The sequence below is a fragment of the Agromyces bracchium genome, assembly GCF_009709675.1.
GTDB classification, from domain to species: domain Bacteria; phylum Actinomycetota; class Actinomycetes; order Actinomycetales; family Microbacteriaceae; genus Agromyces; species Agromyces bracchium.
This window is the reverse complement of record NZ_WMLB01000031.1, coordinates 47,271-68,816: the sequence shown is the minus strand read 5'-3', so window position 1 is coordinate 68,816 and position 21,546 is coordinate 47,271. Positions and strand designations below refer to the sequence as shown.

Genomic DNA, 21,546 nt, shown 5'->3' with positions numbered 1-21,546 from the left:
GTCATCAGTGTCGTCCCTTCGAACGAAGCCGACACCCCTTACACAAACGATCTGACACCCTCCCGTCGCCGGGCCGTGGAACTTCTTCTCCGGGACCGCGGAACAGGTCACCGCGAAGCTGATGCGGCTCATGCCCGTCCCGGACGGCGCGAACCAGCACTACCTCGACGAGATCCGCGGCGTCCTCCAAGCCGTGCAGGCCGACACGCCGATCAGCTCCGCCCAGGACCTCCGCGACCGGCTCACCAACCCCGGCCCGCACGTACGCGACCAGTACGACCTCACCCTCGTCAACCAGACCGTCGACCGCAACGGCACCACCGCCGGCGCCCGCGCCCTGCAAAGCCTCGCCGTCGCGCTCCGCCCCCTCGAGAAATGGATCGACCAAGACGGATGGTCCTACGCCGCCCCGCCGGCGGACCTCACCGTCGTGCCGCTGTCGCCGGTGGATGACGCCCAAGCCCGCCTCGGCGACCTGCTCCTGCTCGACCTGCGCAACTTCCTCGCCGCCCGCCTCGAAGCCGGCGACAAGACCCCTGTCGTCGTCATCGTCGACGAGTTCCCGCAGCTCGTCACCGGCGCCCAGGACCCCGGCGACACCGCCGGCAGCCTCTTCGAAACCGCCCGCTCCGCCGGCGTCGGCCTCATCCTCGCCACTCAAAGCCCCGCCGGGCTCTCCAACGACGACGTCCGCCGCCGCCGCGCCCTCACCAGCGGCGCAGCACTCATCTTCGGCCGCTCCAAAGACCCCGAAGAAATCGTCCAGTACGCCGGCACCATCATGCGCATGGAAGCCGCCGGGCAAGCCACCGGCGACCGCCTCGGCTCCGCCCGCGCCCAACACACCTACCTCGTCCCGCCCCAAGACGTCCGCGAAGCCGCCGACGGTGCCTTTTGGATCATCCAAACCGGCGCCATCGCCGGGTTCCGGGCACTCCCGCAGCGAGCTGTTCCCGCTCCACATGAGGGCGAACCAGGCCTCACTGCGGACTCAGTCGAAGGGGGGTCGCACGCGGATTCCCCTACTGAGGGCTGCGTCCCAGCGGACCAGAGGCCCGAGTGATCGCGAGGATGGCGACGGCACGCGGATGTGATTGTTCGCACCAAGTGGCGGCTTCTGTTGTCGCCGTCTATCGCCCGACGGCTCTGAGGCAGGGACGATCGGCTATCGACCAACTTGCGCGGCGCCGGCGGCGGGGGTGCGCAGATAGAGTCCGAGGATGGACCCCAACCCAGACGCGGCGGCTGAGGCTGAGCGACGCCAACTGGCGGCTGAGCAGCGGATGTGGGACATACGTGCCCGTCGTGAGCAGTTGACAGCTGAGAGAAGCGCCGAAGCTTGGAGGCTGGCAGCCGAACAACGCGCCGAAGCTGAAAGGCTGGAGGCTGAGCAACGCGCCGAAGCTGAAAGGCTGGAGGCTGAACGTCGCGCCGAAGCTGAGACGCTGGAGGCTGAACGTCGCGAACGCTGGCTCAGCCGTCCTGCGCCACCCCCGCCAGCTCAGCAGTACGGTGTCTCGCACGAGGGGGCCGAGCATCTCGTTGCAGCGTGGATGCGTCATCTGGGTGTCCTAGACGCAGAGGTAACTCGGTTTTCGCGCGACGGCGGAGCCGATGTTGTGAGCGATGCCTACGTCGCCCAGGTCAAGAACTACGCGGGAAGCGTGAGCGTCACCGACGTACGAGCTCTCTTTGGTGTCGCGACCGCTGATAGTAAGAAGCCACTCCTCTTCACGAGCGGGGCCGTAACCGCGGATGGGCTCACGTTTGCAGACCGAGTCGGTGTTGCACTCGTGCGCTATGACGCAGAGAAAGGCACGATTCAGGGGCTGAATGCGCTTGGTGGGATGGTTGTAGACGTGGGCATCGCTGAGGCGTTCGGGGATTGAGCAACCTCAGCTCAAATCTGCCCGATTGCGGTTGGGCGACGACTTCCACTCGCGGAACGACGTGCTTTGCCCACGAAGCCCGTGCCCATAGCGCCTAGGTGACTTTGGGCCGGGCTCCGCGTCGGCGCCGCTTGGCTGCACCGTCCGCGATGGGGATCTCGAGTTCGCCTGCACGCGTCATTTCCACATACCGTTCGAATAGCCTCTTCTGTCGTTCGAGATCTGTTGGGGCCTTCCTGAAACCGAATGTGGCATCCATCGCTCGGTCCAGCGCTAGGTGCGCATCAACGAGACTCTTCGGCATCGCGAGCGGGTTGTACAGGTCAGCGAGGGTCCGGCCGGGAGCGTCGTTCCGAGCCTCGAGTACCTTCTTCCCGGCATCTATCAGTCGCCCACGCTCGCCGTCTGTGAGCTGTCGAAGGGGGAACGTGTTCCAGACCAAGGTGTTGGAGAAGCTCGGGTCTGACTTCAGCCTGCCGCCGACTGTCTTCTGCCATGTGATCATCATGCTTGTTGAGGCAATGGCGAACTGCAGGCCCGTCGGGTCCACCGTCCAGTAGATCTTCATCCCGATAATCGTTGACGGGTCCATGTATCCGACCGTCATGAATCGTCGCGACTCAGCGAACGTCTGCGGGAAGGCTAGGAACCGCTCGTCTGGCTGTCGATCCTCCCCGAACAGGTGAGGAATCGCTGCGAGCTTTATTGTGGCCGCCCGTCCGCTGCTCGAGCGCTTCTCGGCGGACGTTGTCAGGCGACGCTTCAGCACTTCTGATCGTCCGACATCGCTCGGATCCAGATCCTTCAGCCATAGACACCAGCGCTGTAGCCCGTTGATGAAGTCCTCGCCGTTCGAGAACGGCCGAAGGTACTTGGCTGCCACCGGATCGGCTGAGGCTTCCGCGTAGCCCGCTTCATTGAGAATGAGTTGCCCGAAGTCGATTGGGTTGGACCCCGAGGACACCACTGCGAGCGACGAGGAGAGTGGCATCGCGGCTCCGTCGACGAAGACCTCGTCAAGGTCGAGTAGATAGGCGTTGATGCGTCCCACCGCCAGTTCCAACGGCTGGCCTCGACCGCCGACATATGTGAAGAGTCGAGGCGGGGTCGTTCCCTTATCGAATCCCACGATGACGCAGTGCACCGCCGCCGCGCCGAACGCCTCTGACTGCCACTCGAAGGTGCGGTGGGCGAACGCGATCCGCCACCCATCGGCGTAGATCGGTTTGAACAGTGCAGCGACCGACTGCCCCATCACAATGGAGTTCGTCGTTACGAAAGCGAACCTCGCGAGGGGCCGGCCCTTGAGGTACTCCAGCGCCTTCGCGTGCCATGCGGTAACGAAGTCCAGATTGCCGTTGTAGTCGCGTCCCCAGGCGGTGCGCAAGTTCGCAGCTTCTTCCTTGCTGCGTTCCTTGTGGCCATGGAACGGGGGGTTCCCGAAGACGAAGGTTCGGTCAGTCGCTGCAACGGCCGTGTTCCAGTCGGTGGTGAGCGCGTCGCCATGCACGATGTGCGCGGCGTCTCCGATAGGCAGGATCTGAGGTGGTTCGCCGATCTCGCCCAAGCGCTGGGTCACCTTGTGCTGGGTGAGGAACATGGCTGTCTCGGCGATCTTCACCGGCCACCAATTCAGTTCGATGCCGCCGAAATGCTCAGGCTGCACCATGAGACCCCAAGTCGAGTCGAGCGCGTAGTCGACTTCGCCGCGCAGTTCGCGGATCCTCTTGATGATGCGGAACTCGAGATCGGCCATCTCGCGATAGGCGACGATCAGGAAGTTGCCGGCGCCGCACGCTGGGTCCAGGAAGCGGTAGGTGCCAAGCTCCTTCCGCAACTTCTCTAGTTCGGGCACTGAAGACCACCATCGTTGGAGGCGATCCTCGAGTTCGTCGAGGAACAGCGGCCGCAGTACCTTCAGGATGTTCGTCTCAGTCGTGTAGTGCGAGCCGGAACGGCGACGCTCCTCACGTGATGACATTCCCTGGAACAGGCTGCCGAAGATGGCCGGCGAGATTCCCGACCAGTCGATCTCGGTCGCAGCGATCAGTGCGTCACGCATCCCGCGGTCGAAGAACGGAATGTCGAGCCGCTTCCGGAAAAGACCGCCATTCGCGTAGGGGAAGGCGCTCAACTCCTCAGGCACCTTGCGCCGGTCCTTCGTGTCGAGAACCTGGAAAAGGGTGGCGATCGCGGCCCCTACATCCGATCCGTCCTCGGACGTACGGTTCTTCACGTACGACTCGAACAGGCCCGGCTCCCACAGCCCGACGACGTCGTCACCGTAGAGCAGGAACAGGAGTCGCGTCATGAAGATCGCGGCATCCTCTGCTTCATCGCTGTTGTCCTCGGGCGAGCGGTCGCCGAGCAGGGCGTCGTAGAGCTTCCCCATCTCGCGAGCCGCTCTGATCGAGACTGCTTCAGACTCGGAACTTAGGCGCTTCGGCGCTTCGTATCCGGCGAGGAACGCAAAACGCTGCACATGCTTTGGCAGGTCCTTGAGCTGGAAGGTGAGCGGCGGGTCGTCAGACTCCAGGTCCGTGAGGGTGAAGGTCTCAAAATCGGCGGAGACGATGTACCTGGGGAACTCATGCGCTGCGATGTCACCGCCCTCGAGGTAATCCACGGCCTGCGACGTCCCCGCGCCGCCGTCTTTCCCGAGGCTCTTGTGCTCAGCGATCATTACGCCCGGCATGAACACATCGATGCTGCCGTCGCCACCAGTGGATGCGCGGCGCGCACGCCGTTCGAATATGGCGAGCCTGCGGCGCTCGACGCCGAAGATGCCGAAGAACTCGTTCCACCAGGACTGCGCCTCGGCCCTCTCCCGACTCTCGCCGGACCACGCGGCGACGAAGGCGCGCGCTCGCGCCTGCATGTCGGTCAGGCTGGGAGGTTTCGGCGGCGCGGCGGTCGAACTACGAGGCACGTTGCCACGATATCCACGGGCGTGTTCAACACGCGGGATTCAGCGCCGCGACGCTCGGGGCGGCTCCCTGAACCGAAAACGGTCGATTTACGGCGCGCATCCCGGATGGGTCTCCGAGCACGTGTGATTGTCGGCGTTAGATCGCGGTGTTCTGTTGTCGCTATCTGTCGTGCTGTCTGCTCCAGTGCAGAGACGGAACCCGCCGAACGGCTCACCGAAGCCCGCCACGAGCCGGACTAGGCCGTGTTGCTGAAGTCGATCGGTTGTCTTGGCAATGGTCGCTTTGGGGCTCGACCGGATAGCGTGGGAGTCGTCGCGTGGCCGATGGTGGCAGCGTCTGGGATTGGGGGGTCTGGGATGAATGAGGCTGTGCGTGCGGGGTTGGCGATGCCGAGTGGGGCGTCGGCGTTGGAGCCGTCGTATGTGTCGTCGGTGGCGCAGTTCGCGTATGTCTGGGGCTACCCGATGGTGAACATGATGAACCGTCGTACCCGGTTGGGCGCAGCGCCTGAGCCTGGACGGCTGGGCGGTGTGCTGCCGGCGTCGCCGATCGGGCAGATCGCGATGCTGAACGATTACATCGAGCCGGCGGAGCGGTTCATCGCGTGCCCGAACCAGGATGTCGTGTACGGGCTGGGATTCTTCTCGCTCGATGAGCAGCCGGTCGTTGTGCAGGTGCCCGACTTCGGTGACCGGTTCTATGTGTACGCGTTCTACGACGCCCGCACGGACCAGTTCGGTGACCTGGGCTCGCCCTACGGCAGCACGCCGGGGCATTACCTGCTGGTCGGGCCTGACTGGCACGGCGAGGTTCCGGCCGGGATCACGGATGTATTCCGCAGCCCGACCGCGTTGGCGAATGCGATCCCGCGGATCTTCATGGACGACACCGACGAGGACCGGGCCGCGATCCAACCGTTGGTGAACCAGGTGATGGTGTACCCGCTCACCGACTACACCGGTGAGATGAAGACCAAGGACTGGAGCGACGTCCCCTCGTTCGACGCCGGACCGAACGCAGGCGGCGCGGAGACGAAATGGGTGCGGCCGGAGACGTTCTTCGACCAGCTCGGCGAGGTGCTCGCGACGGTCGCACCGCAGCCGGGTGAGGACGCCCTGTACGCCCAGTTCACCGCGCTGCTCGATGCTGGTGCCCGCGACCCGGAGATCCGTGCCGGTATCGAGGCCGCGTTCCACGCCGCTGACGAGACGTTCGCGCCGCATGCGATGCAGTGGCGGTACAACGGCAGGGACGCCGCCAACGGATGGAACCGGTCCGTCAACAACTCGCAGTGGGGCTTGGACTATCACAACCGTGCGGCGACGTCTCGGTCGAACATGTTCGAGAACCGGCCGAACGAGACCCAGTACTTCTACACAGACGACGATTCCGACGGGAACCAGCTCACTGGCGGGCAGGAGTACTCGGTCGTGTTCGCGGCCGGTGATCTGCCTCCGGTCGACGGGTTCTGGTCGCTGACGATGTACGACGACGATCACTTCTTCTACCCGAACGATCTGCGCCGCTACTCATTGGGCACGAAGAACAAGTCCATCGTCTACGGCGACGACGGGTCGCTGACCATCTACGTCGGACACACCTCACCAGGCGCCGACCTCGAGGCCAACTGGTTGCCCGCGCCCGACGCGACGTTCTCGCTCTACCTGCGCGCGTACGGCGCCAAGCCCGGCATCACCGAAGGCACCTGGGTTCCCCCCGTGATCACCCGACGCTGAGACGGCGGCGCACTGCTGAGCCAGTGCAACGTCGCGGCGAGGCAGAGGGCGGAATGGTAGTTGCGGGCCGTCTTGTCAGAGCGCATCGCGATGCCGCGCCACTGCTTGAGCTTGTTGAAGGAGCGTTCGACGACGTTGCGGCCGCGGTAGCGCCGGCGTTGCTCGGGGCCGAAGTCGATCGGCCGGCCGGGGCGCCGGCTGCGGTGGGCGATCTGGTCGGCGCGTTCAGGGATAGTCGAGGCGATGCCGCGTTCGCGTAGCCAGGCGCGGTTCGCCTTGGACGGGTAGCCCTTGTCGGCGATGATCCGGTCGGGGCGGGTGCGCGGCCGGCCGGTAGGACCGGGAACGCGGATCTGGGAGATCGTCTCGGTCAGCATCGACGTGTCGGCGACTTGACCGCCGGTGAGGATGAATGCGAGCGGGCGTCCTCTGCCGTCGCAGACCAGGTGCGTCTTGCTCGTCACCCCGCCCCTGGAGCGGCCGATCGCGTGATCAGGAGGCTCGGGACCAAATTTCTTGTAGTTCGTTCGAGCCCCCTGTGGTGCGCGGGAGGGTCGCGCCGTGCTGGTGGACGCGCACGATCGTGGAGTCGATCGAGGCCACCCAGTCCAGATCCTCGTTCGCCAGCGCGAGCGACTGGACATGCTCGAGCAAGTCCGCCCAAACGCCGGCCTTGGACCACCGATCGAAGTTCTTGTAAACGGTGTTCCAGTTCCCAAACCGTTCCGGTGTATCCCGCCACGGTGCGCCGGTCCGGTAGTGCCACGCGATCGCCTCCACGACGAGGCGCCGATCCGCTGGAGGGCGCCCCGTCGCCGCGGCGGCCGGGAACACCGGACCGCGCACGTCCCACACCTCATCGGAGATCACATCGCGAGACACGCCATCAAGGATCGTCGAACACGCAAGATTGGTTTAGCAACACGGCCTAGGTGCAACCCGGGTTGGACCCGCGCGCAGCAAGAGGGGAACCCCGGTATTGGCCAAGAGGACGGTCGTCACGCTCGTCGATGACATCGACGGCACGGACGCAGCCGAGACCATCGCCTTCACCATCGATGGCGCCGGCTACGAAATCGATCTCTCGACTGACAACGGTCGCGTTCCGCGCCGCGCTCGAGTCCTACGCCACGGCCGCTCGTAGAACCAGCGGCCGTTCCCCTCGAACAACTCGCCGGTCCGCAAAGTAGAGACCCCCACGCATGGCGCACGGACGATGGCTCCGCGAATCCTGTGACCCTTTTTGTGCATCACCATCTCGAGGAGTCCTTCCCAGCTTCGACAGACGATTCGCATGTCGGACGCGGACGTCGGGACTGCGCGCCACCAGCCATTGACGTAGTCCCTGAATCTCCGACGAGTCGGCCCAAGGCGCGTGCGAGCACGCTCACTTTCTCGCTCTCACAACTCGGACCCCGATCGACGACGAAGACTCGTTCTGCGAGCGCGACAAGCGTTGCGCGTGCCAGCTGGGTCGCGCGCGCCGACCCATGGCTATCTGGCCCCTCAGCGCTCATTCGGATCGTCATCGGCAGGCGTTCGGAGTCGCGAATACGGTCGATGCCGGCCGGCACGATTTGGACGTTGCGACCCTTCATCGCTGTGGCTGCGCGGAGCGCAAGTGAAGCCACGCCTGGCGCGTCGTTCGCTGCCACGACCCATCCTTGGTCGGCCAGCGCGGTGGCGATTTCGAGTGTCGCGTGGCGTGCTTCTCGGCCGGGGTGGCGGGGCCCGACGACGGCTGCGATGCCGTCTGCGAGGACCGCTTCCGGTCCGTCGATCCAGAGGAGCAGGGGTGCGGCAGGTCCGAGAACGTTGATTCGCGCTGGCCACCCGGGCTGCTCGGGAGTGAGGAGCATGAGCCCGTGCTGCTCGGTAACGTCTGCGATTCTCTGCGCCGTGCCTTGGCGCGCCGCGTGGGCGACGCGGCGAAGAGTGCCGTCCGGCAGGCCGACCGCGGTGTCGGCGGCACCAGCCTTCGCGAGCTCGAGGACGCCGGCCGCTCCGCCGACCCGGTGGATGAGGTTGCCGATGGCGGGGTTTCCGGAGAGTCCGGCATGGGTGAGGATGAGGCGGGCTTCGAGGTCGTCGTCGAGGTTGATGGTGGTGGGGATGCTGGGGCGTAGGGAGTTCCAGGTCATCGTCGCGGGGCTCTCTCTCGGATCGATCATTTTGTTTGCCGTCCGGCAGAGAGATCGAGTGCGTAGCGGCAAGGCGAAGTGCCCGGAATGTCGGGCGGAATAAGCCCTTGGGCGCGTCCGAGATTCTGGGAACGTAGCCGTAGCCGCAAGCTACGATCGCCAGCCGGAATGGCCAAACAATCCATGGGTTCGGCGCCGCGGTAGCGGCTCCACGCTGCGTTCCTGAAGTGGCGCCTGCTCCGTCAGGCGCCCGCGCCGCCGCCACGGCGGCTGCGCCCTGTCCGCCGCCCTGCGGCGTCCGATTCGGCCGCGCCGCGGCCCAGCTCCGGGGCGTGCTCGGGGCCCGGTTCCGAGCACTTCATAGGTGGTGGTCGGCCGTGTCCGGCCGGCGGTGTTCGCTGTGTGGAGCCGCCCGGTGGGCGGCCGGTGTTGTTGGCACCTCTCGGTGCTCGCCTAGCGTGCTGCGCTTCTCCACGCGGAGCCGTCGTCGCCGTGTCGGAAACAAGACGCGTTCGTCGCTGGCGCTCCTTCGCGACTTCTTTCCGCCACGCCTTCCTTGGGGCTTCGCGCGGAGCCTCCTGCTTCGCACGCCTTCACGGCGGCGTCCGGCAGGCATGGCCTGCCGGGGCTAATCGCCCGAGAGGCAAATGCGAAGGAGAACCCACCATGCGCCAGCACACCACTCCGCGGACCGTGGCCGATGCGGCCTCGCAGGTTGAGATCAACCGGGCCGAGGCGGCCGCGTTCTTCGACCGGATGGAACGGATGCCGGTGCACAAGTTCAAACACATCGCACGGGAGGCGGTGCTGGATCACAACCTGCTCGCCGCCATGCGGGAGATGGTCGCGTGGTGCAAGCCCGTGCAGGCCGCCCGCACCGAACGCGAGGCTCGGCAGGCCGCCGAACGTGAGGCCGAGCAGCAGCGCCGCGCGGTGCTCGCGGCGCACTTCACCGCGAACCGCCGCAAGTACGTGCACGCGTCCACGCTCGCGATGATGCCCACACCAATGATCGCCGCCGACCAGCACACCACGAAGCGGATCGCGCAGCGCAGGCAGGCCGCCCGCGCGTGGGCGGCGCGCGTGGCCGAAAACCCGGAGGAGGTGCTCGCCCGCCACGCCCAGCACCTCCCGTTCACTCAGTGGGCGATCGTTCACCCCGGCTACGGTCCCGTCCAGCCCGAACACCCGATCTGGGCGACGATCGTCGGCCGGGACGAACGTGTCGCGCGCCAACACCGCCACCAGCAGTTGCGGCGCGCGCAACGCACCCAGATTCGCCCCGTCGGGATGACGCTCGACACTGCGATGCGGATCGCGACCGCCGTGCTCGAGGAGCACGGCGGCACCTTCCCGAAGCCGCAACTCCTGCCCGACTTCACCTAACCCCCTGCGCCCGTGGGACCGGCCCCGGCCGGCCCACGGGCGGTGAGGGGTGCGCCCCTCACACTCCCCCTGAGAGGCGGATCCGTCCACAGTCCGCCACCGACGTACCCGTCGTCCGGTTCCCGCCCGGCAGCCTGAACCGCACACGGACTGTACACGAGGCGAGGGGACGAACGGCATGGCGAACTTCATCAGGATCGCGATCACCGACCTCAACGGCGACGGGGAACCGCTGCCGTCCAACCGGGACACCTGGGTCAACCTGGACCAGGTCGCCACCGTGCGCGGCATGCTCGGCAACAACCTCGCCCGCCGTCACCACCTGCACGGGGCCATCGACGCCGAGCACTACCCGCTCATCGAGATCCGCACCACCGACCGGCAACGACTCCTCGTCAGCCTCGGCACCCACCCCACCGCACAAGCTGGCATGGCCGCCATCCGCGGATTCCTGCCCACCCTCATACAGTCACGGACCCGGCGCAGCGTCGATGACGAGCTCGCCGAACTGATCGCGGACTGGGCCGATGAAGCCGGCCACTGATCGCCCGCTGCATCGTGCGGATTCAGTGCAGCATCCATGCGACGAACGCGGTGAGGTCGTCGGTGAGTACACGCCGGTTCGCGGCGTACCGGACCCGCTGCCCGCGCCGGGGCTGCGCTGCATCAGCGTCGACGAAGCCGAGCTGCTCGAGCTCGGCCAGCGCGGACCGCACCCCACCCGAACTGATCCCGGTGCCGGCCACGATTGCCGGGCGGGTCGAGTCCGGATGATCCAACAGGAACCGCAGCACCGCCACCCGTGCATGCCCCGCGACCGCGTCACGCGCCGCCGCCGCACGGGGCGGCAGGTCCACGAGATCGACACGGGCCGGCATTCCCACATTCTGCCCCAGCCGCTCGGTCGGCGGGGCGGAGAATTCTCGGCCCGGTTCAGCGGGTTTGTTCTCACGATGGTGGCGGTTCGATCACGTCGTTCTCCACAGCCCGACATCACATCCGAACCATCCACTACCCTCAAACGGGGGTCACGCCGCGAGGCGGTGAAGGGGGAACGATGAACGAGCCGACAACCAACGCTATCGCGGTCAAGGACGCGGCCCAGGCATGCGGGCGGTGCGGGTCGGACCAGCTCGGGTCCCAGTTCTGCACCGCCTGCGGTGCACCGCGATCCCACGCGCAGGTGCCGACCGAATCAACACCATCCGAGGCGCCGACCCCCGCGGCGCCCGTGGACGCAGCGGCGCCGGGCGTGTTCGCCGGGGCGCAGCGCGCCGCCGGGTACGTCGAGAGCCCGCACACCATCCACGGCGCCGAGCTCGCCGAGATCCGCGCGATCGCCCGGCAGCAGCACGACACCGAACCGGAGGTCGAGCTGCCAGCCGACCCGCATCCGACGGTTGACGCGACCCTGACGACGACGCCACCCGCGGCGGAGCTGAGCGTTGAGCAGTTCGTCTCGCTCACCGCCCCGCACGCATCCGTCGTGGCATCGACCGGGATGCGCGGGCTGCTCGGCAGGCTCGGTATCCGGGTCGCGCCGGGCCGTGCCGAGCAGGCCGAACGCGAGCAGGCCGATGCGGTCCGTCGGGACGAGCAGACCATCCGGCAGGCGACCTGGATCAGGGCGGTCAGCGTGCTCGTCGCCAACCGCAAGGGCGGCACCGGGAAGACCCCCGTCTCGCTCCTGCTCGGCGGAACACTCGCCGCGATCCGCGGCGGCTCGGTCGCGATCGTCGAAGTCGCAGACGACCCCGGCGCGCTCGCGTTCCGGGCCGAAGGCACGCCGCCGCGCGGCATCGGCGAACTCGTCCGCGACATCGACACCATCCGCACCGCCGGGCAGCTCGCTGGCTACACCGCTCCGCAGACCTCGTTCGCAGCTGTCATCGGCTCCCCGGGCCGCCGCGAGCGCCTCACCCGCGACGCCGTCAGCCGAGTCGCCGCGGTGATCGACGAGTACTACGCGATCCGCGTCATGGACTCCGGAAACCAACCCAGCTCCGACGCCTTCCACGCCGCCACCGCCGCCGCCGACGTCCTCGTCGTCCCCGTGCTGAACGCCGGCGACGCGGTCCTCGAAGCGCTCGCGATGCTCGAGGAATTGCGCAGCCTCGGCGGCCACGCCGCTGAGCTCGCCGATCAGGCGATCATCGTCCGCCTGACGGACGGACGTCCGGAGCACCCTCACGTCGTTGACCGCATCACCGAACTCCTCGACACCGCCCGGGTCAGCGTCGTGCTCGAGGTCCCGTATGACGCGCACATCGCCGAACGCGGGCAGCTCACCCTCGACCGCCTCGCGCCAGCGACCCGTCGGGCGTTCACCCGGCTCGCCGCCGAGACCATCACCTCCCTGCAGCACCGCATCCGATAACCAGGCAAGGAGCACCAGCATGCAAAACCCTCTCGACGGCATCGTCCCCGACTTCGCGATCTTCGGCGCCGAGTTCACCGAACTCTGGCAGAAACTCATGGCCGGCCTCTGGGGCCTCGCCCTGATCGCGTGCGCCGCGTTCCTGATCATCAGCCTCGCCCAGCTCTCCGCAGCCGGCGGCTCCAACGGCAACCCCATGGAATACAAGAACGCCCGCACCAAAGCCCTCTGGGCCGGCCTCGGACTCGGCCTCCTCGCCGCCGTCGCCGTCATCGTCGGCGCCATCCTCGCCATCTTCGGAAACTGAAACCGGCCGTGCGCGCACAACCTCGCCCACCTCGACGGATCGTGCCCTGGATCCTTGCCGCCGCTGCAGCGATCGCGCTCACCGTCGCCGGCGGCGTCTGGATCACCGACCGATGGAACGCCGACGGCGACCACGCCGCGCCCATGACGTCCGACGACGCGACCGCCACGCCGACGTTCGATGCTGACCCCACTGGATGCCTCGGTGGGGGCTCTCGCGATGCTGCGATGGTTCTCGCTGCGCAGGACCAGGCACCTCACACCAGCAATGGCGCCGTCGAAGTTGCGGCGGCGGTGTTGCGGTGGATGCACCAATATCCGGTGCCTTCGGTCGACGACATCGATCAGTTCGAGCAGCAACTGGTTGCCAGCTCGTCGCCGTACGACCTCGCCTCCGCTTACGCGGACGACCCGAACACATCCGGATCCCTCGTTCCAGACGGAACGCCCTTTCATCTGTCGACCGTGCCCGGCGTGTGGCACCTCGAGTCGTACTCCGACGTCGACGCGGTGGTCACCGTCGGCGCGGGTCTCGTGATTGACGGTGAGCTCCACCCAACCTTCCGGATGGCCAAGACCTTCACCCTTACTTGGGCAGACGACGGATGGCAGTTCGACGAGGCCAGTCTCGATCGAACGACAGAGGAACTCTTCGCGATCGGGACGCCCTTCACCGGAGGCTGCTGATGCTCACGCTCGACCCGTGCGACAACCCACTCTGCAGCCTCACCGGACTGGGCGAGACGATCGGTGGGACGATCAACTTCTGGCAGGACCCGGCGGGGAACACGTTCCAGATGTTGAAGGATGCCGCGTCGGGGTTGGCGCAAGACGTGCTACCCGCGCTGGGGACGGCAACGATGCCGGATCTGAGCGCGGAGTGGTTCCTCAACGCGTATGCGATCTCGTTCGCCGGCGGCATCCTGGTCGCGATCGTGCTGCTGCTGCCGCAGTTCGTCCGGGTCGCGCGGGGCACGATGGCAGGCCGAGACCTGCTGGATTCGATCGTGCTGTTCTGGCCCGCGTTCATGATCGGCGCGATGTTCGGGCCGATGTTCGGCATCCTGCTGGTCCAGTTCTTCCACGCCCTGTCGACATCCGTAATGGGGTGGGGCATCGCGGGCAACTACGCCGAGGTCGTCGACACCCTGGTCGTGATGATCGAGCGGGCGGACCCGGCCGGGATCACCGGGGGAGTGTTCATCGGCATCATCCTCATGCTGTGCATGGTGGTCGGGTTGTTCCTGGTCGTGCTGATGCTGATCGTGCAGCTGGTCACGTTGTATTTCACCGGGATCCTCGCCCCGCTCGTGTTCGCGTGGGTGACGACTCCGAACGGCCGCGACGCGGGCTTCCGGATCGGGTACCTCTGGCTGGGGATCCTCGCCGCGCACCCGCTGCTGTTCTTCCTCCTCGGGTCCGCCTACGGGCTGATGGCCAGCAACGTCACCACCCTCGGTGAGAAGGACGCCCTGCAGGCGCTGGTGACGTTCATCGTGTCGTTGCTGGCGATCTACATCGCCGCGCTCGCCCCGCTGATGCTGCTGAAGTTCGCGCCGATCCCGATGCCCGCCGGTGTCGGCGGCACGAACGGGCCCACGCTGAACGGCCAGCAGATCGGTCCGGCCAGCATGACCGAAGCCACCAACCGCTACGCCGACCAACCCGTGGATGCTGCCACGAGCCCGCAGCCCGCCATGTCGGAAACGACCGCCGCCGACGTCCCGGTCAGCGAGCTTGGCGGGGCAGACGGTGGTGGGTTGTCGGATGTCGCCGCCGCCCAGACAGGACCGGCCGGCGCCGTCGGCGAGGCCGGTGCAACCGGTGCGGCGGGCCTCGCAGGTGCCGAGGGCGGCACAGCCGCCGCGGCAACGGGTGCGGCGTCGACCGCGGGCGCGGCGGAGACGGTCGCCGCGGCCGGTGCCGCTGAGTCCGCGACCGGGGTTGGGGCGGCGATCGGGGTACCGACGCTGATCGCCGCGGCCGGGTTGAAGGCCGCGGAGGCGGGGCAGCAGCTCGGCAACGCCGCCGCCGAGCAGGCCGTCGAACCCATGGAAGACGGCGTCATCGGAGGGAGCCGCCCATGACCCCAACACAGGCGCCCGTGGTCCGGCATCTCGGCGGGGAGGCCGGGCACCGGTCCTTCTTCGGCGGCACGAGCTCGAAGGCCCGCACCAGCTCACTGATCGTCGTCGTGCTCGCGTCAATGCTGCTCACCATCTTCATCGGCTGGCCCGCGCTGCTGTTCGGCCTGGTCGCGGTGGTGGTGACGCTGGTGCTGACCGCGCGCACGCACCGGGGCACGATCCTCGGCCGGCGGAAGAAGCGGCGACGGTGGCGGGACCGGATCCAGGCCGGCACCGACGCGTTCGTCCCGTACGACGTCGCCGCGTGGGACCAGCTCGAGCAAGCCGCCTGCGACGCGAAAGGCCGCCACGCCAAATGGCAGGCGCGGCGCGCGTTGAACGGGATGCGGGCCAACCCCGACGGTGCCGACGGGATGGGCTGGCTGCAGTACGGGCGCGGCATCCCCGGAATCGCCTGGCACGCACCCGTCGGGGAACCGGCGTACCTGTCGGTCGTGTTCACCGTCAGCGGGCAACTCCGCGGCATCGAGTCCCGCACCGTGATGAACCGCGCCGCAACCGCCTGGGGCGCCTTCCTCGCGGCCCGTGCTGTTCCCTCGGTGCTGGTCGAGGACGTGCAGACCGTCACCCGAGTCCTGCCCGCCGACACCGCGCTGCAGGAGTTCTGGGTCCTCAACAACCTCGACCCCACCGCCCCGCCAGCTGCACGGGCGTCCTATGAGGAGGTGCTGCGCCGAACCGGGGACGGGGCAATGGTGCAACGCCACTTCATCACCGTGAAGTGGCCACTCACCCCGGAGTTCACCGCCGCCGCCGCGAAGCACGGCGACGGCCGCGACGGATGGCGGAACCTGATGGCCACCGAGATCGGCTCCGTGTACCGGGGCCTGGTCGACGCGCGCATGGGCGCGGTCGAGGTGCTCTCAGCACGGCAGGTCACCGCGGCTATGCTGCACCAGCAGAACCCGTCCCGCCCGCTCGACTACGTCGCCGACGTACACCCCTCCCGAACCGGACTGCCCAGCCACGACGAGTTCTCCGCCCACATCGTCGACGACCGCGACCCCGTCACCGGGGCACCAGTGACCTGGTGGCACCGCACCGCCCGCATCGACGCCCGCAACCTCTCCACCGGCGGCCGCACGCAGCTGTGGATGCTGGAGCTGCTCATCGGCCGCGACCTCGACTTCGTCCGCACAGTCAGCTTCCACCTCCACCTCGTACCCGCCGCGGAAGCGAAAGCGGCCGCGAACCGCGACCTCGTCCGCGACCAGGCCGACGCGATCTCCAAGACCGAGCACGGCACCGTCGACCTCGACGAAACCAGCACCGCAATGACCGCGTCCCGCCGCCGCCGCACCGACCTGCGCGCCGGCACCGGGCACCACGGCGTCGCCTGGACCGGGTACGTCACGATCTCGGCACGCTCCCGCGACGAACTCGCCCGTGCGTCCCGGCAGCTTGAGGAAGCCTGCCAGACCGCGCTCGGGATCGAGTACCTCGACTGGCAGGACAGTTACCAGGCCGCCGCGTCCGGCACGACCTGGCCCATCGGCCGCGGCCAGACCGCGACCGACCGGTCACTGTCCGCCCGCGCCTACCGGCTCCTCGCCGGCCGCACCGAGAAGGAGGCCCTCACATGACCGACACCACCCCGGCCACGAGCCGGATCTGGTCCCTCCCCGTCCTCCGCGCATTCGCCCCACCACCCGAGACGACGCCCGCCGAGCAGGCGGCGCACACCACCGAGCTCGTCCCGTGGGAACGACCTGGCGCACCCCTCCGCACCAACCACCGCGCCGCCGCGCGCGGGCACTACGCGCCCTCCGTGGTCGGTGCGCCGACATCGACCCGGCAGGCGGAGATCCTCAATACCGCACTGATCGGACCGCCCACCGGCACCAAGGGGGTCGTCAACGGACGCGACGTGCTCTCCCGAACCTCGGTCACCCACGACCCGATCACCGCGTACAACGCGCAACCCCGGGAGGTCTCCAGCCCAAACACCGTCGTCATGGGCGACGTCGGCGCCGGCAAATCCAGCTTCGTCAAGACCGTCTGCGTGCTCCGCCCCCTCGTCCTCACCGGCCGGCGGGCGGTCGTGTTCGACAAGAAGGACCAAGCCGGCGAAGGCGAATACTCCAACGTCGTCCGCCGGTACGGCACCGAACCCATCAGGTTCACCGCAGACGGCACCGGCACCCGGCTCAACCTCCTCGACCCCGTCATCGCCCGCGGCACCGGCACCCGCGGCCAAGCCCGCCTCCTCGCCACCATCGCCCGCCTCGCCCGCGACGACCAGCACCTCGACGGCGCCGAACATGAAGCACTCCGGGCCGCGCTCCGGCGCACCCTCGCGAAGTTCGAGGACGGTCGGGTGCCGACCCTCGCCGACGTGGTCCCGAACCTGGGCGTCATCGACGACGACCAGTACCGGGACCTTTCACCGAGCGCGAAGGACGCGCTCCACCATGCGGGCCTCGCGGTGCGGTGGACGCTGAACGGGCTCCTCGACGAATACGCCGGCCTGCTCGATGGGGAAACCTCGGCCAGCGTCGACCTGACCGGGAAGCTCACCTCGTTCGACATCTCCCAACTCCCCGACGACGGGCCCGCGGTGCCGGTCGTGATGGCGATCGGGAACATGTGGATGCTCGGCCGGCTCCGCGCCGACCGCGGCTGGGCGACCACCGTCGTCTACGAAGAGGGCTGGCACATGATCGGTGGCCCATCTGCGCGCCTGATCAAGGCCAACCAGAAGCTCTCCCGCGGTCTCGGCATCGCGAACGTGTTCGTCATGCACAAGGGCACCGACGTTCCCCGAGACTCACCCGGGGTCACCATCATCCAAGAAGCCCAGAGCATCTACGTGTTCCGGCAAGGGCGACCTGAAGACGCCGCCTGGTGCACCGACACCTTCGGATTCGACCCCGACACCACCGACCAGATCACCCGTCTCCGCGACGGCCACTACGTGTTCAAGTACGGCGCCCACCCCGAAACCCACGTCCAACACATCCGCTCCAACTGGGAAATCGACGTCACCAACACCGACGAAGCTCTCGCCGCCCCCACCGAGCGGAACCGGTGACCAGCGGATGCGGGCCCGGAACATCGGCATCGCCGGCGCGATCATCTTCGGCACCCTCCTCGGCGGCGCATTCATGCTCAACACCGCAACCGCCAGCTGCGGCGGCGGCACCATCAACCCCACCACCGCCGAACAGTCAGGCCCGGTCGCCGGATACGACGGTACCCAACTCGGCATCGCCGCGATGATCATGAACTCTGCCGCGAAGCTCGGCCTGCCGCCCCGCGCGGCCACGATCGCGGTGATGACCGCGATGGGGGAGAGCTCGCTCCGCAATCTCGACCACGGCGACCATGTCGACAACACCACCATCGGCGTCTTCCAACAAGGCGAGTCCTACGGAACCCGCGCCGACCGACTCAACCTCGCAACGGCCGCCACAGCCTTCCTCCGCCGACTCGCCCAGGTCCCCAGCTGGGACACCATAGAGCCATCGTTGGCAGCGCACACCGTGCAGATCAACCAAGACCCCGACCACTACACGCCCTACTACTCAGCCGCCGTCGAAGTCGTCAACGCACTCACCAGCACATCCAGCGCCGGCGCCTGCGGCATCGACGGTGACGCGACGACGCTCGCACAGGAACTCGCCGCGGCCGTCGAGGCCGGCCGGCTCCGTGTGCTCGAGCCTCGCTACCTCGAGCAGATCACCGACATCGCCGTAGGCCGCAACGTGCCCGGATGCGGCATCGAGATCGGCACCCTGCAGGTCATCGTCCTCGCCGTCCGCACCTTCGACACCGTCGGCATCAGCGACCTCAACCGACACTGCACCGGCTCACTCCTCGGCGCCGGCACCAACTCCTCACACTGGACGAAAGGCGGTGGCCACGCCGTCGACTTCTACTCGCTCGACGGACATGCCCTCACTGGTGCCGACTCATACTCCGTACGCCTCATCTCGATGCTCGACCCCGCCATGCCTGCCGGAGCCCGCGTCGGCCAGGCGCAGTGTCGAGCCGCCGTAGGTAGTGCGATCGCGTTTCGCAATCTCGAAGAGTTCGACGACAGCTGCAACCACCTGCACGTCGACCTCCCTAACGCTTCTGGCTCACTTCTCACCGGGTTGGCGAATGTGTACTGAGGAACTCGAATCCCTGATCGCCGCAACGGAACCTGACTGTCCAAACTGTGGCACACGGTGCATGCGGAATCGCGGCCACGCGTACTGTCGTCGATGCGGCGTGCTCGTGCTCCCGCGAAACTAGCTTGAGCGCGGACCCGAGGGGCGCTCCGCTCGAAGCATCGTTCCGGAAGCAGGCGCTGGCGACGCCCAGTGAGTAGAAAGCGGTGTGTCGGTCGGCTTCGCGGTGACGCCGCGAGCACGATGACATGTCAGTGACCGGGTCTACCGTCCATGACAACGAGCACACAGGAGAGGGATCATGGCGCTGAAGACGTCGCTGGCAGGTCGGGTGCGGAACACAACGCTGCCGAAAACCCATGCGCTACTCCCGCTCCACGAAGCGGTCGTCAACGGTATTCAGGCGATCGACAGTCGGTTCCCCAACGATGCCGCTGGTCGAGGTCGTCTCACGGTTCGAATCCATCGAGAGGCACAGGCGGAGTTCGACCTCGGCACCGGAGCTCCCGGCCGCGCACCGCTCAAGATCATCACAGGCTTTAGCGTCGAGGACAATGGGAGGGACTGCCCCGGAACGTGCCCCGGATCAGGTGGATGATGCAGGTCTGAACCGTCGCGAGCGGCCAGACTGTGTTGATCGATTCGGGCAGCCCCTTCAGGCCATCGCACACGACGATGCAGACGTCCTCGGCGCCGCGGTTCTTGATCTCGGTCAGCACTCCGAGCCAGAACTTCGCGCCTTCGCCGCCGTCACCGACCCAGATGCCGAGGATGTCGCGTTCGCCGTTCACGGTGACGCCGACGGCAATATAGAACGGCTTGTTCTGCACCTGCCCGTCGCGGACCTTCACGACCAGGGCGTCGATGAACACCACGGGGTAGACGCGGTCCAGCGGCCGGTTGGCCCAGTCCGTCATCTCCTCGATCACCTTGTCCGTGATCCTCGAGATCGTGTCCTTCGACACGGATGCGCCGTAGACCTCGTCGAAGTGCGCCGCGACCTCACCGGTCGTCAGCCCGCGCGCAGTCAATGAGAGGACGATCTCGTCGACGCCGGTCAGGCGCTGCTGCCGCTTCTTCACGATCGCCGGGGTGAACGACCCGTCCCGGTCCCGCGGCACATCGATCTGCACCGGGCCGACCTCGGTCAGCACGGTCTTGGACCTGGTGCCGTTGCGGACGTTGCCGCCCTCGGCGGGCTCGTGCTTGTCGCGGCCGAGGTGCTCGGTCATCTCCGCCTCGAGCGCGGATTCCAGCACCCGCTTGGTCAAGCCGTTCAGCAGCCCGTCCGGGCCCAGCAGGTCAACGCCTTGTTCCTTCGCTTGCTTCAGCAGCTGCTCAGCGAGCTGCTGCTCATCGATGATCTCTCCCGTCACGGGATCGATCATCTCGGTCGTGTCCATCACGGCCTGTTCCTTCCGGTCAGGCCGACCCAGAAACACCGAAAATCAGACAGTCCCCAATCCGCGGCAATCGGAGCGGTCTCTGCACTGTTCAAGATGATCGAGGAAGCTTGAATTCTTGCGGATCTTGGCCCAACTGCGGCCTGTTGATGGAAGGATGCGGGTTCAAATCCCACCGGTAAGCGAGGGCTGAGACATCGTTCGAACTTGACATATGGGTCGCGCGGTATCTAATCGATGGAGGTTCGCACCAAGGTCGCGCGCGGATGAGAAGGCAGAATCAGGCAGCAAGCCGCCGGTGATTGTGAGGGCAGGTACCCTCGTCGTATCGACGGCGCCTGGCGGGTCGCGGGTGCGGCCGACCGTGCCGGTCGACACTCAAGTTGCGGTGGCGCTAGGTTCGATGTGGGGTGGTGTCGGTGACGGTCCAGTCGGAGGGCAAGCAGGGAATCGTCCTGCCGATCGGCGCTGAGAGCGGATCGTCGGACTCGGTTGAGCGTGCGCAGCTCATCGCCGATGGCGTCCAGCGGATCGTCCTGTGGTCGCAGTCTAGGCGCGTGCTTCAAGGTTCCATGGAAGCGACCGGATTTCCTTTGCGGGGGGACGAATCGGCCTTCCGTTTGCTGACGGAGGTGATCCGACGAGGTCCACTCCGCCCGGCCGAGCTGGCGGAGATTCTGAGTACGGGTCGTGCGAACGTCAGCAAGATCGTCGCTCGTCTCGAATCCATTGGCCTCGTTCAACGAAGGACGAATGCTGCGGATACTCGATCGGTGTTCGTCGAGCTCACACCTTCGGGATTGGCCTTCGCGAACGAGTTTGCAGCCACGGGCAGACGGTTCTACGACCTTCTCTTCAGCGCTTGGTCCGAGCCGGATGTCGATGCCCTGGAGCGGCTGCTCCCGCGGCTCGCGGAGGACCTCGAAACGTTGACCGCAGTCCGGCTCTCGTCCAGCTGAGACGGCGGGGTGTTCGGTGGCGGTGCTGCCAAACCCATCTGAAGACCCGTCGTCGTCGGTGTCCGGGCTACAGGCTCGCCTTCGTGAGCGAAGGCTCCCGCGGCTCGCGGATCCGCCGGTGGAGGGGCTGAGCTCCGTTGAGGCCACCTTGCGCCGA

18 protein-coding genes and 2 pseudogenes are annotated in these 21,546 nt (G+C 67.1%); 14 read left to right on the top strand and 6 right to left on the bottom strand.

Translation table 11 applies throughout. The features are described from left to right. The first annotated feature begins 130 nt into the window (after window positions 1–130). On the top strand, window positions 131–1,063 hold the full coding sequence (locus tag GJ743_RS13930) for a type IV secretory system conjugative DNA transfer family protein (protein ID WP_155052518.1): 933 nt from the start codon (window positions 131–133) through the stop codon (window positions 1,061–1,063). Window positions 1,064–1,220: 157 nt separating this feature from the next. After that, window positions 1,221–1,889 carry a restriction endonuclease gene (locus tag GJ743_RS13925; protein WP_155052517.1) on the top strand — a complete coding sequence of 223 codons (669 nt, stop codon included), beginning with the start codon at window positions 1,221–1,223 and terminating at the stop codon, window positions 1,887–1,889. 94 nt (window positions 1,890–1,983) lie between these two features. Here the strand turns inward: GJ743_RS13925 and GJ743_RS13920 are convergent, their stop codons facing one another. After that, window positions 1,984–4,767 carry a DNA methyltransferase gene (locus GJ743_RS13920; RefSeq protein ID WP_155052516.1) on the bottom strand — a complete coding sequence of 928 codons (2,784 nt, stop codon included), beginning with the start codon at window positions 4,765–4,767 and terminating at the stop codon, window positions 1,984–1,986. A gap of 483 nt (window positions 4,768–5,250) precedes the next feature. Here GJ743_RS13920 and GJ743_RS13915 point away from each other — a divergent pair, with 483 nt between their 5' ends. Continuing rightward, window positions 5,251–6,555 carry a DUF1254 domain-containing protein gene (locus tag GJ743_RS13915; RefSeq protein ID WP_328289191.1) on the top strand — a complete coding sequence of 435 codons (1,305 nt, stop codon included), beginning with the start codon at window positions 5,251–5,253 and terminating at the stop codon, window positions 6,553–6,555. Here GJ743_RS13915 and GJ743_RS13910 read toward each other — a convergent pair. Next, a pseudogene (locus GJ743_RS13910) lies at window positions 6,480–7,046 on the bottom strand (IS5 family transposase); the annotation flags it as partial. The gene GJ743_RS13915 and the pseudogene GJ743_RS13910 overlap by 76 nt on opposite strands. Window position 7,047: 1 nt before the next feature. Then, window positions 7,048–7,437, bottom strand: a complete 390-nt coding sequence (locus tag GJ743_RS20005) for an IS5 family transposase (RefSeq protein ID WP_328289190.1) — start codon at window positions 7,435–7,437, stop codon at window positions 7,048–7,050. Window positions 7,438–7,534: 97 nt separating this feature from the next. Here GJ743_RS20005 and GJ743_RS13905 point away from each other — a divergent pair, with 97 nt between their 5' ends. Further along, on the top strand, window positions 7,535–7,699 hold the full coding sequence (locus GJ743_RS13905) for an Lsr2 dimerization domain-containing protein (protein WP_155052515.1): 165 nt from the start codon (window positions 7,535–7,537) through the stop codon (window positions 7,697–7,699). Window positions 7,700–7,805: 106 nt separating this feature from the next. Here GJ743_RS13905 and GJ743_RS13900 read toward each other — a convergent pair whose 3' ends face one another. Next, window positions 7,806–8,726: a DNA-processing protein DprA gene (locus GJ743_RS13900; RefSeq protein ID WP_155052514.1), complete on the bottom strand. Its 921-nt coding sequence runs from the start codon at window positions 8,724–8,726 to the stop codon at window positions 7,806–7,808. A gap of 636 nt (window positions 8,727–9,362) precedes the next feature. On the opposite strand from GJ743_RS13900, the gene GJ743_RS13895 reads away from it, so the two are divergent. Continuing rightward, entirely contained in the window at window positions 9,363–10,082 is a 720-nt protein-coding gene (locus tag GJ743_RS13895; protein WP_155052513.1) for a hypothetical protein, read from the top strand. A gap of 178 nt (window positions 10,083–10,260) precedes the next feature. Continuing rightward, window positions 10,261–10,626, top strand: coding sequence for a hypothetical protein (locus GJ743_RS13890; RefSeq protein WP_155052512.1), 366 nt, complete (start codon window positions 10,261–10,263; stop codon window positions 10,624–10,626). A 22-nt stretch (window positions 10,627–10,648) separates the two neighbouring features. Here the strand turns inward: GJ743_RS13890 and GJ743_RS13885 are convergent, their stop codons facing one another. Continuing rightward, window positions 10,649–10,960 (bottom strand): MarR family transcriptional regulator, encoded by a 312-nt coding sequence (locus tag GJ743_RS13885; RefSeq protein WP_155052511.1) that lies wholly within the window; start codon window positions 10,958–10,960, stop codon window positions 10,649–10,651. Between the two features lie 305 nt (window positions 10,961–11,265). Here GJ743_RS13885 and GJ743_RS13880 point away from each other — a divergent pair, with 305 nt between their 5' ends. Genes GJ743_RS13880 through GJ743_RS13850 form a run of 7 tightly spaced genes read left to right on the top strand, consistent with a single transcriptional unit; the run spans window position 11,266 to window position 19,027 of the window. Continuing rightward, window positions 11,266–12,459 (top strand): MinD/ParA family ATP-binding protein, encoded by a 1,194-nt coding sequence (locus tag GJ743_RS13880; RefSeq protein WP_328289189.1) that lies wholly within the window; start codon window positions 11,266–11,268, stop codon window positions 12,457–12,459. A gap of 19 nt (window positions 12,460–12,478) precedes the next feature. Then, entirely contained in the window at window positions 12,479–12,766 is a 288-nt protein-coding gene (locus GJ743_RS13875) for a hypothetical protein (RefSeq protein WP_129232918.1), read from the top strand. 41 nt (window positions 12,767–12,807) lie between these two features. Then, window positions 12,808–13,452, top strand: coding sequence for a hypothetical protein (locus tag GJ743_RS13870; RefSeq protein ID WP_155052509.1), 645 nt, complete (start codon window positions 12,808–12,810; stop codon window positions 13,450–13,452). Then, window positions 13,452–14,852 (top strand): hypothetical protein, encoded by a 1,401-nt coding sequence (locus GJ743_RS13865; RefSeq protein ID WP_155052508.1) that lies wholly within the window; start codon window positions 13,452–13,454, stop codon window positions 14,850–14,852. Before GJ743_RS13870 ends, GJ743_RS13865 begins: the two co-directional genes overlap by 1 nt. Beyond that, window positions 14,849–16,495 (top strand): hypothetical protein, encoded by a 1,647-nt coding sequence (locus tag GJ743_RS13860; RefSeq protein WP_129232915.1) that lies wholly within the window; start codon window positions 14,849–14,851, stop codon window positions 16,493–16,495. Before GJ743_RS13865 ends, GJ743_RS13860 begins: the two co-directional genes overlap by 4 nt. Next, window positions 16,492–17,943, top strand: a complete 1,452-nt coding sequence (locus tag GJ743_RS13855; RefSeq protein ID WP_155052507.1) for an ATP-binding protein — start codon at window positions 16,492–16,494, stop codon at window positions 17,941–17,943. Before GJ743_RS13860 ends, GJ743_RS13855 begins: the two co-directional genes overlap by 4 nt. 7 nt (window positions 17,944–17,950) lie before the next feature. Further along, window positions 17,951–19,027 (top strand): hypothetical protein, encoded by a 1,077-nt coding sequence (locus tag GJ743_RS13850; RefSeq protein WP_155052506.1) that lies wholly within the window; start codon window positions 17,951–17,953, stop codon window positions 19,025–19,027. Between the two features lie 569 nt (window positions 19,028–19,596). Here the strand turns inward: GJ743_RS13850 and GJ743_RS13845 are convergent. Beyond that, window positions 19,597–20,415: pseudogene (locus tag GJ743_RS13845) on the bottom strand (IS256 family transposase); the annotation flags it as partial. Window positions 20,416–20,840: 425 nt separating this feature from the next. Here GJ743_RS13845 and GJ743_RS13840 point away from each other — a divergent pair. Then, on the top strand, window positions 20,841–21,389 hold the full coding sequence (locus GJ743_RS13840; RefSeq protein ID WP_155052505.1) for a MarR family winged helix-turn-helix transcriptional regulator: 549 nt from the start codon (window positions 20,841–20,843) through the stop codon (window positions 21,387–21,389). Window positions 21,390–21,546 lie beyond the last annotated feature (157 nt).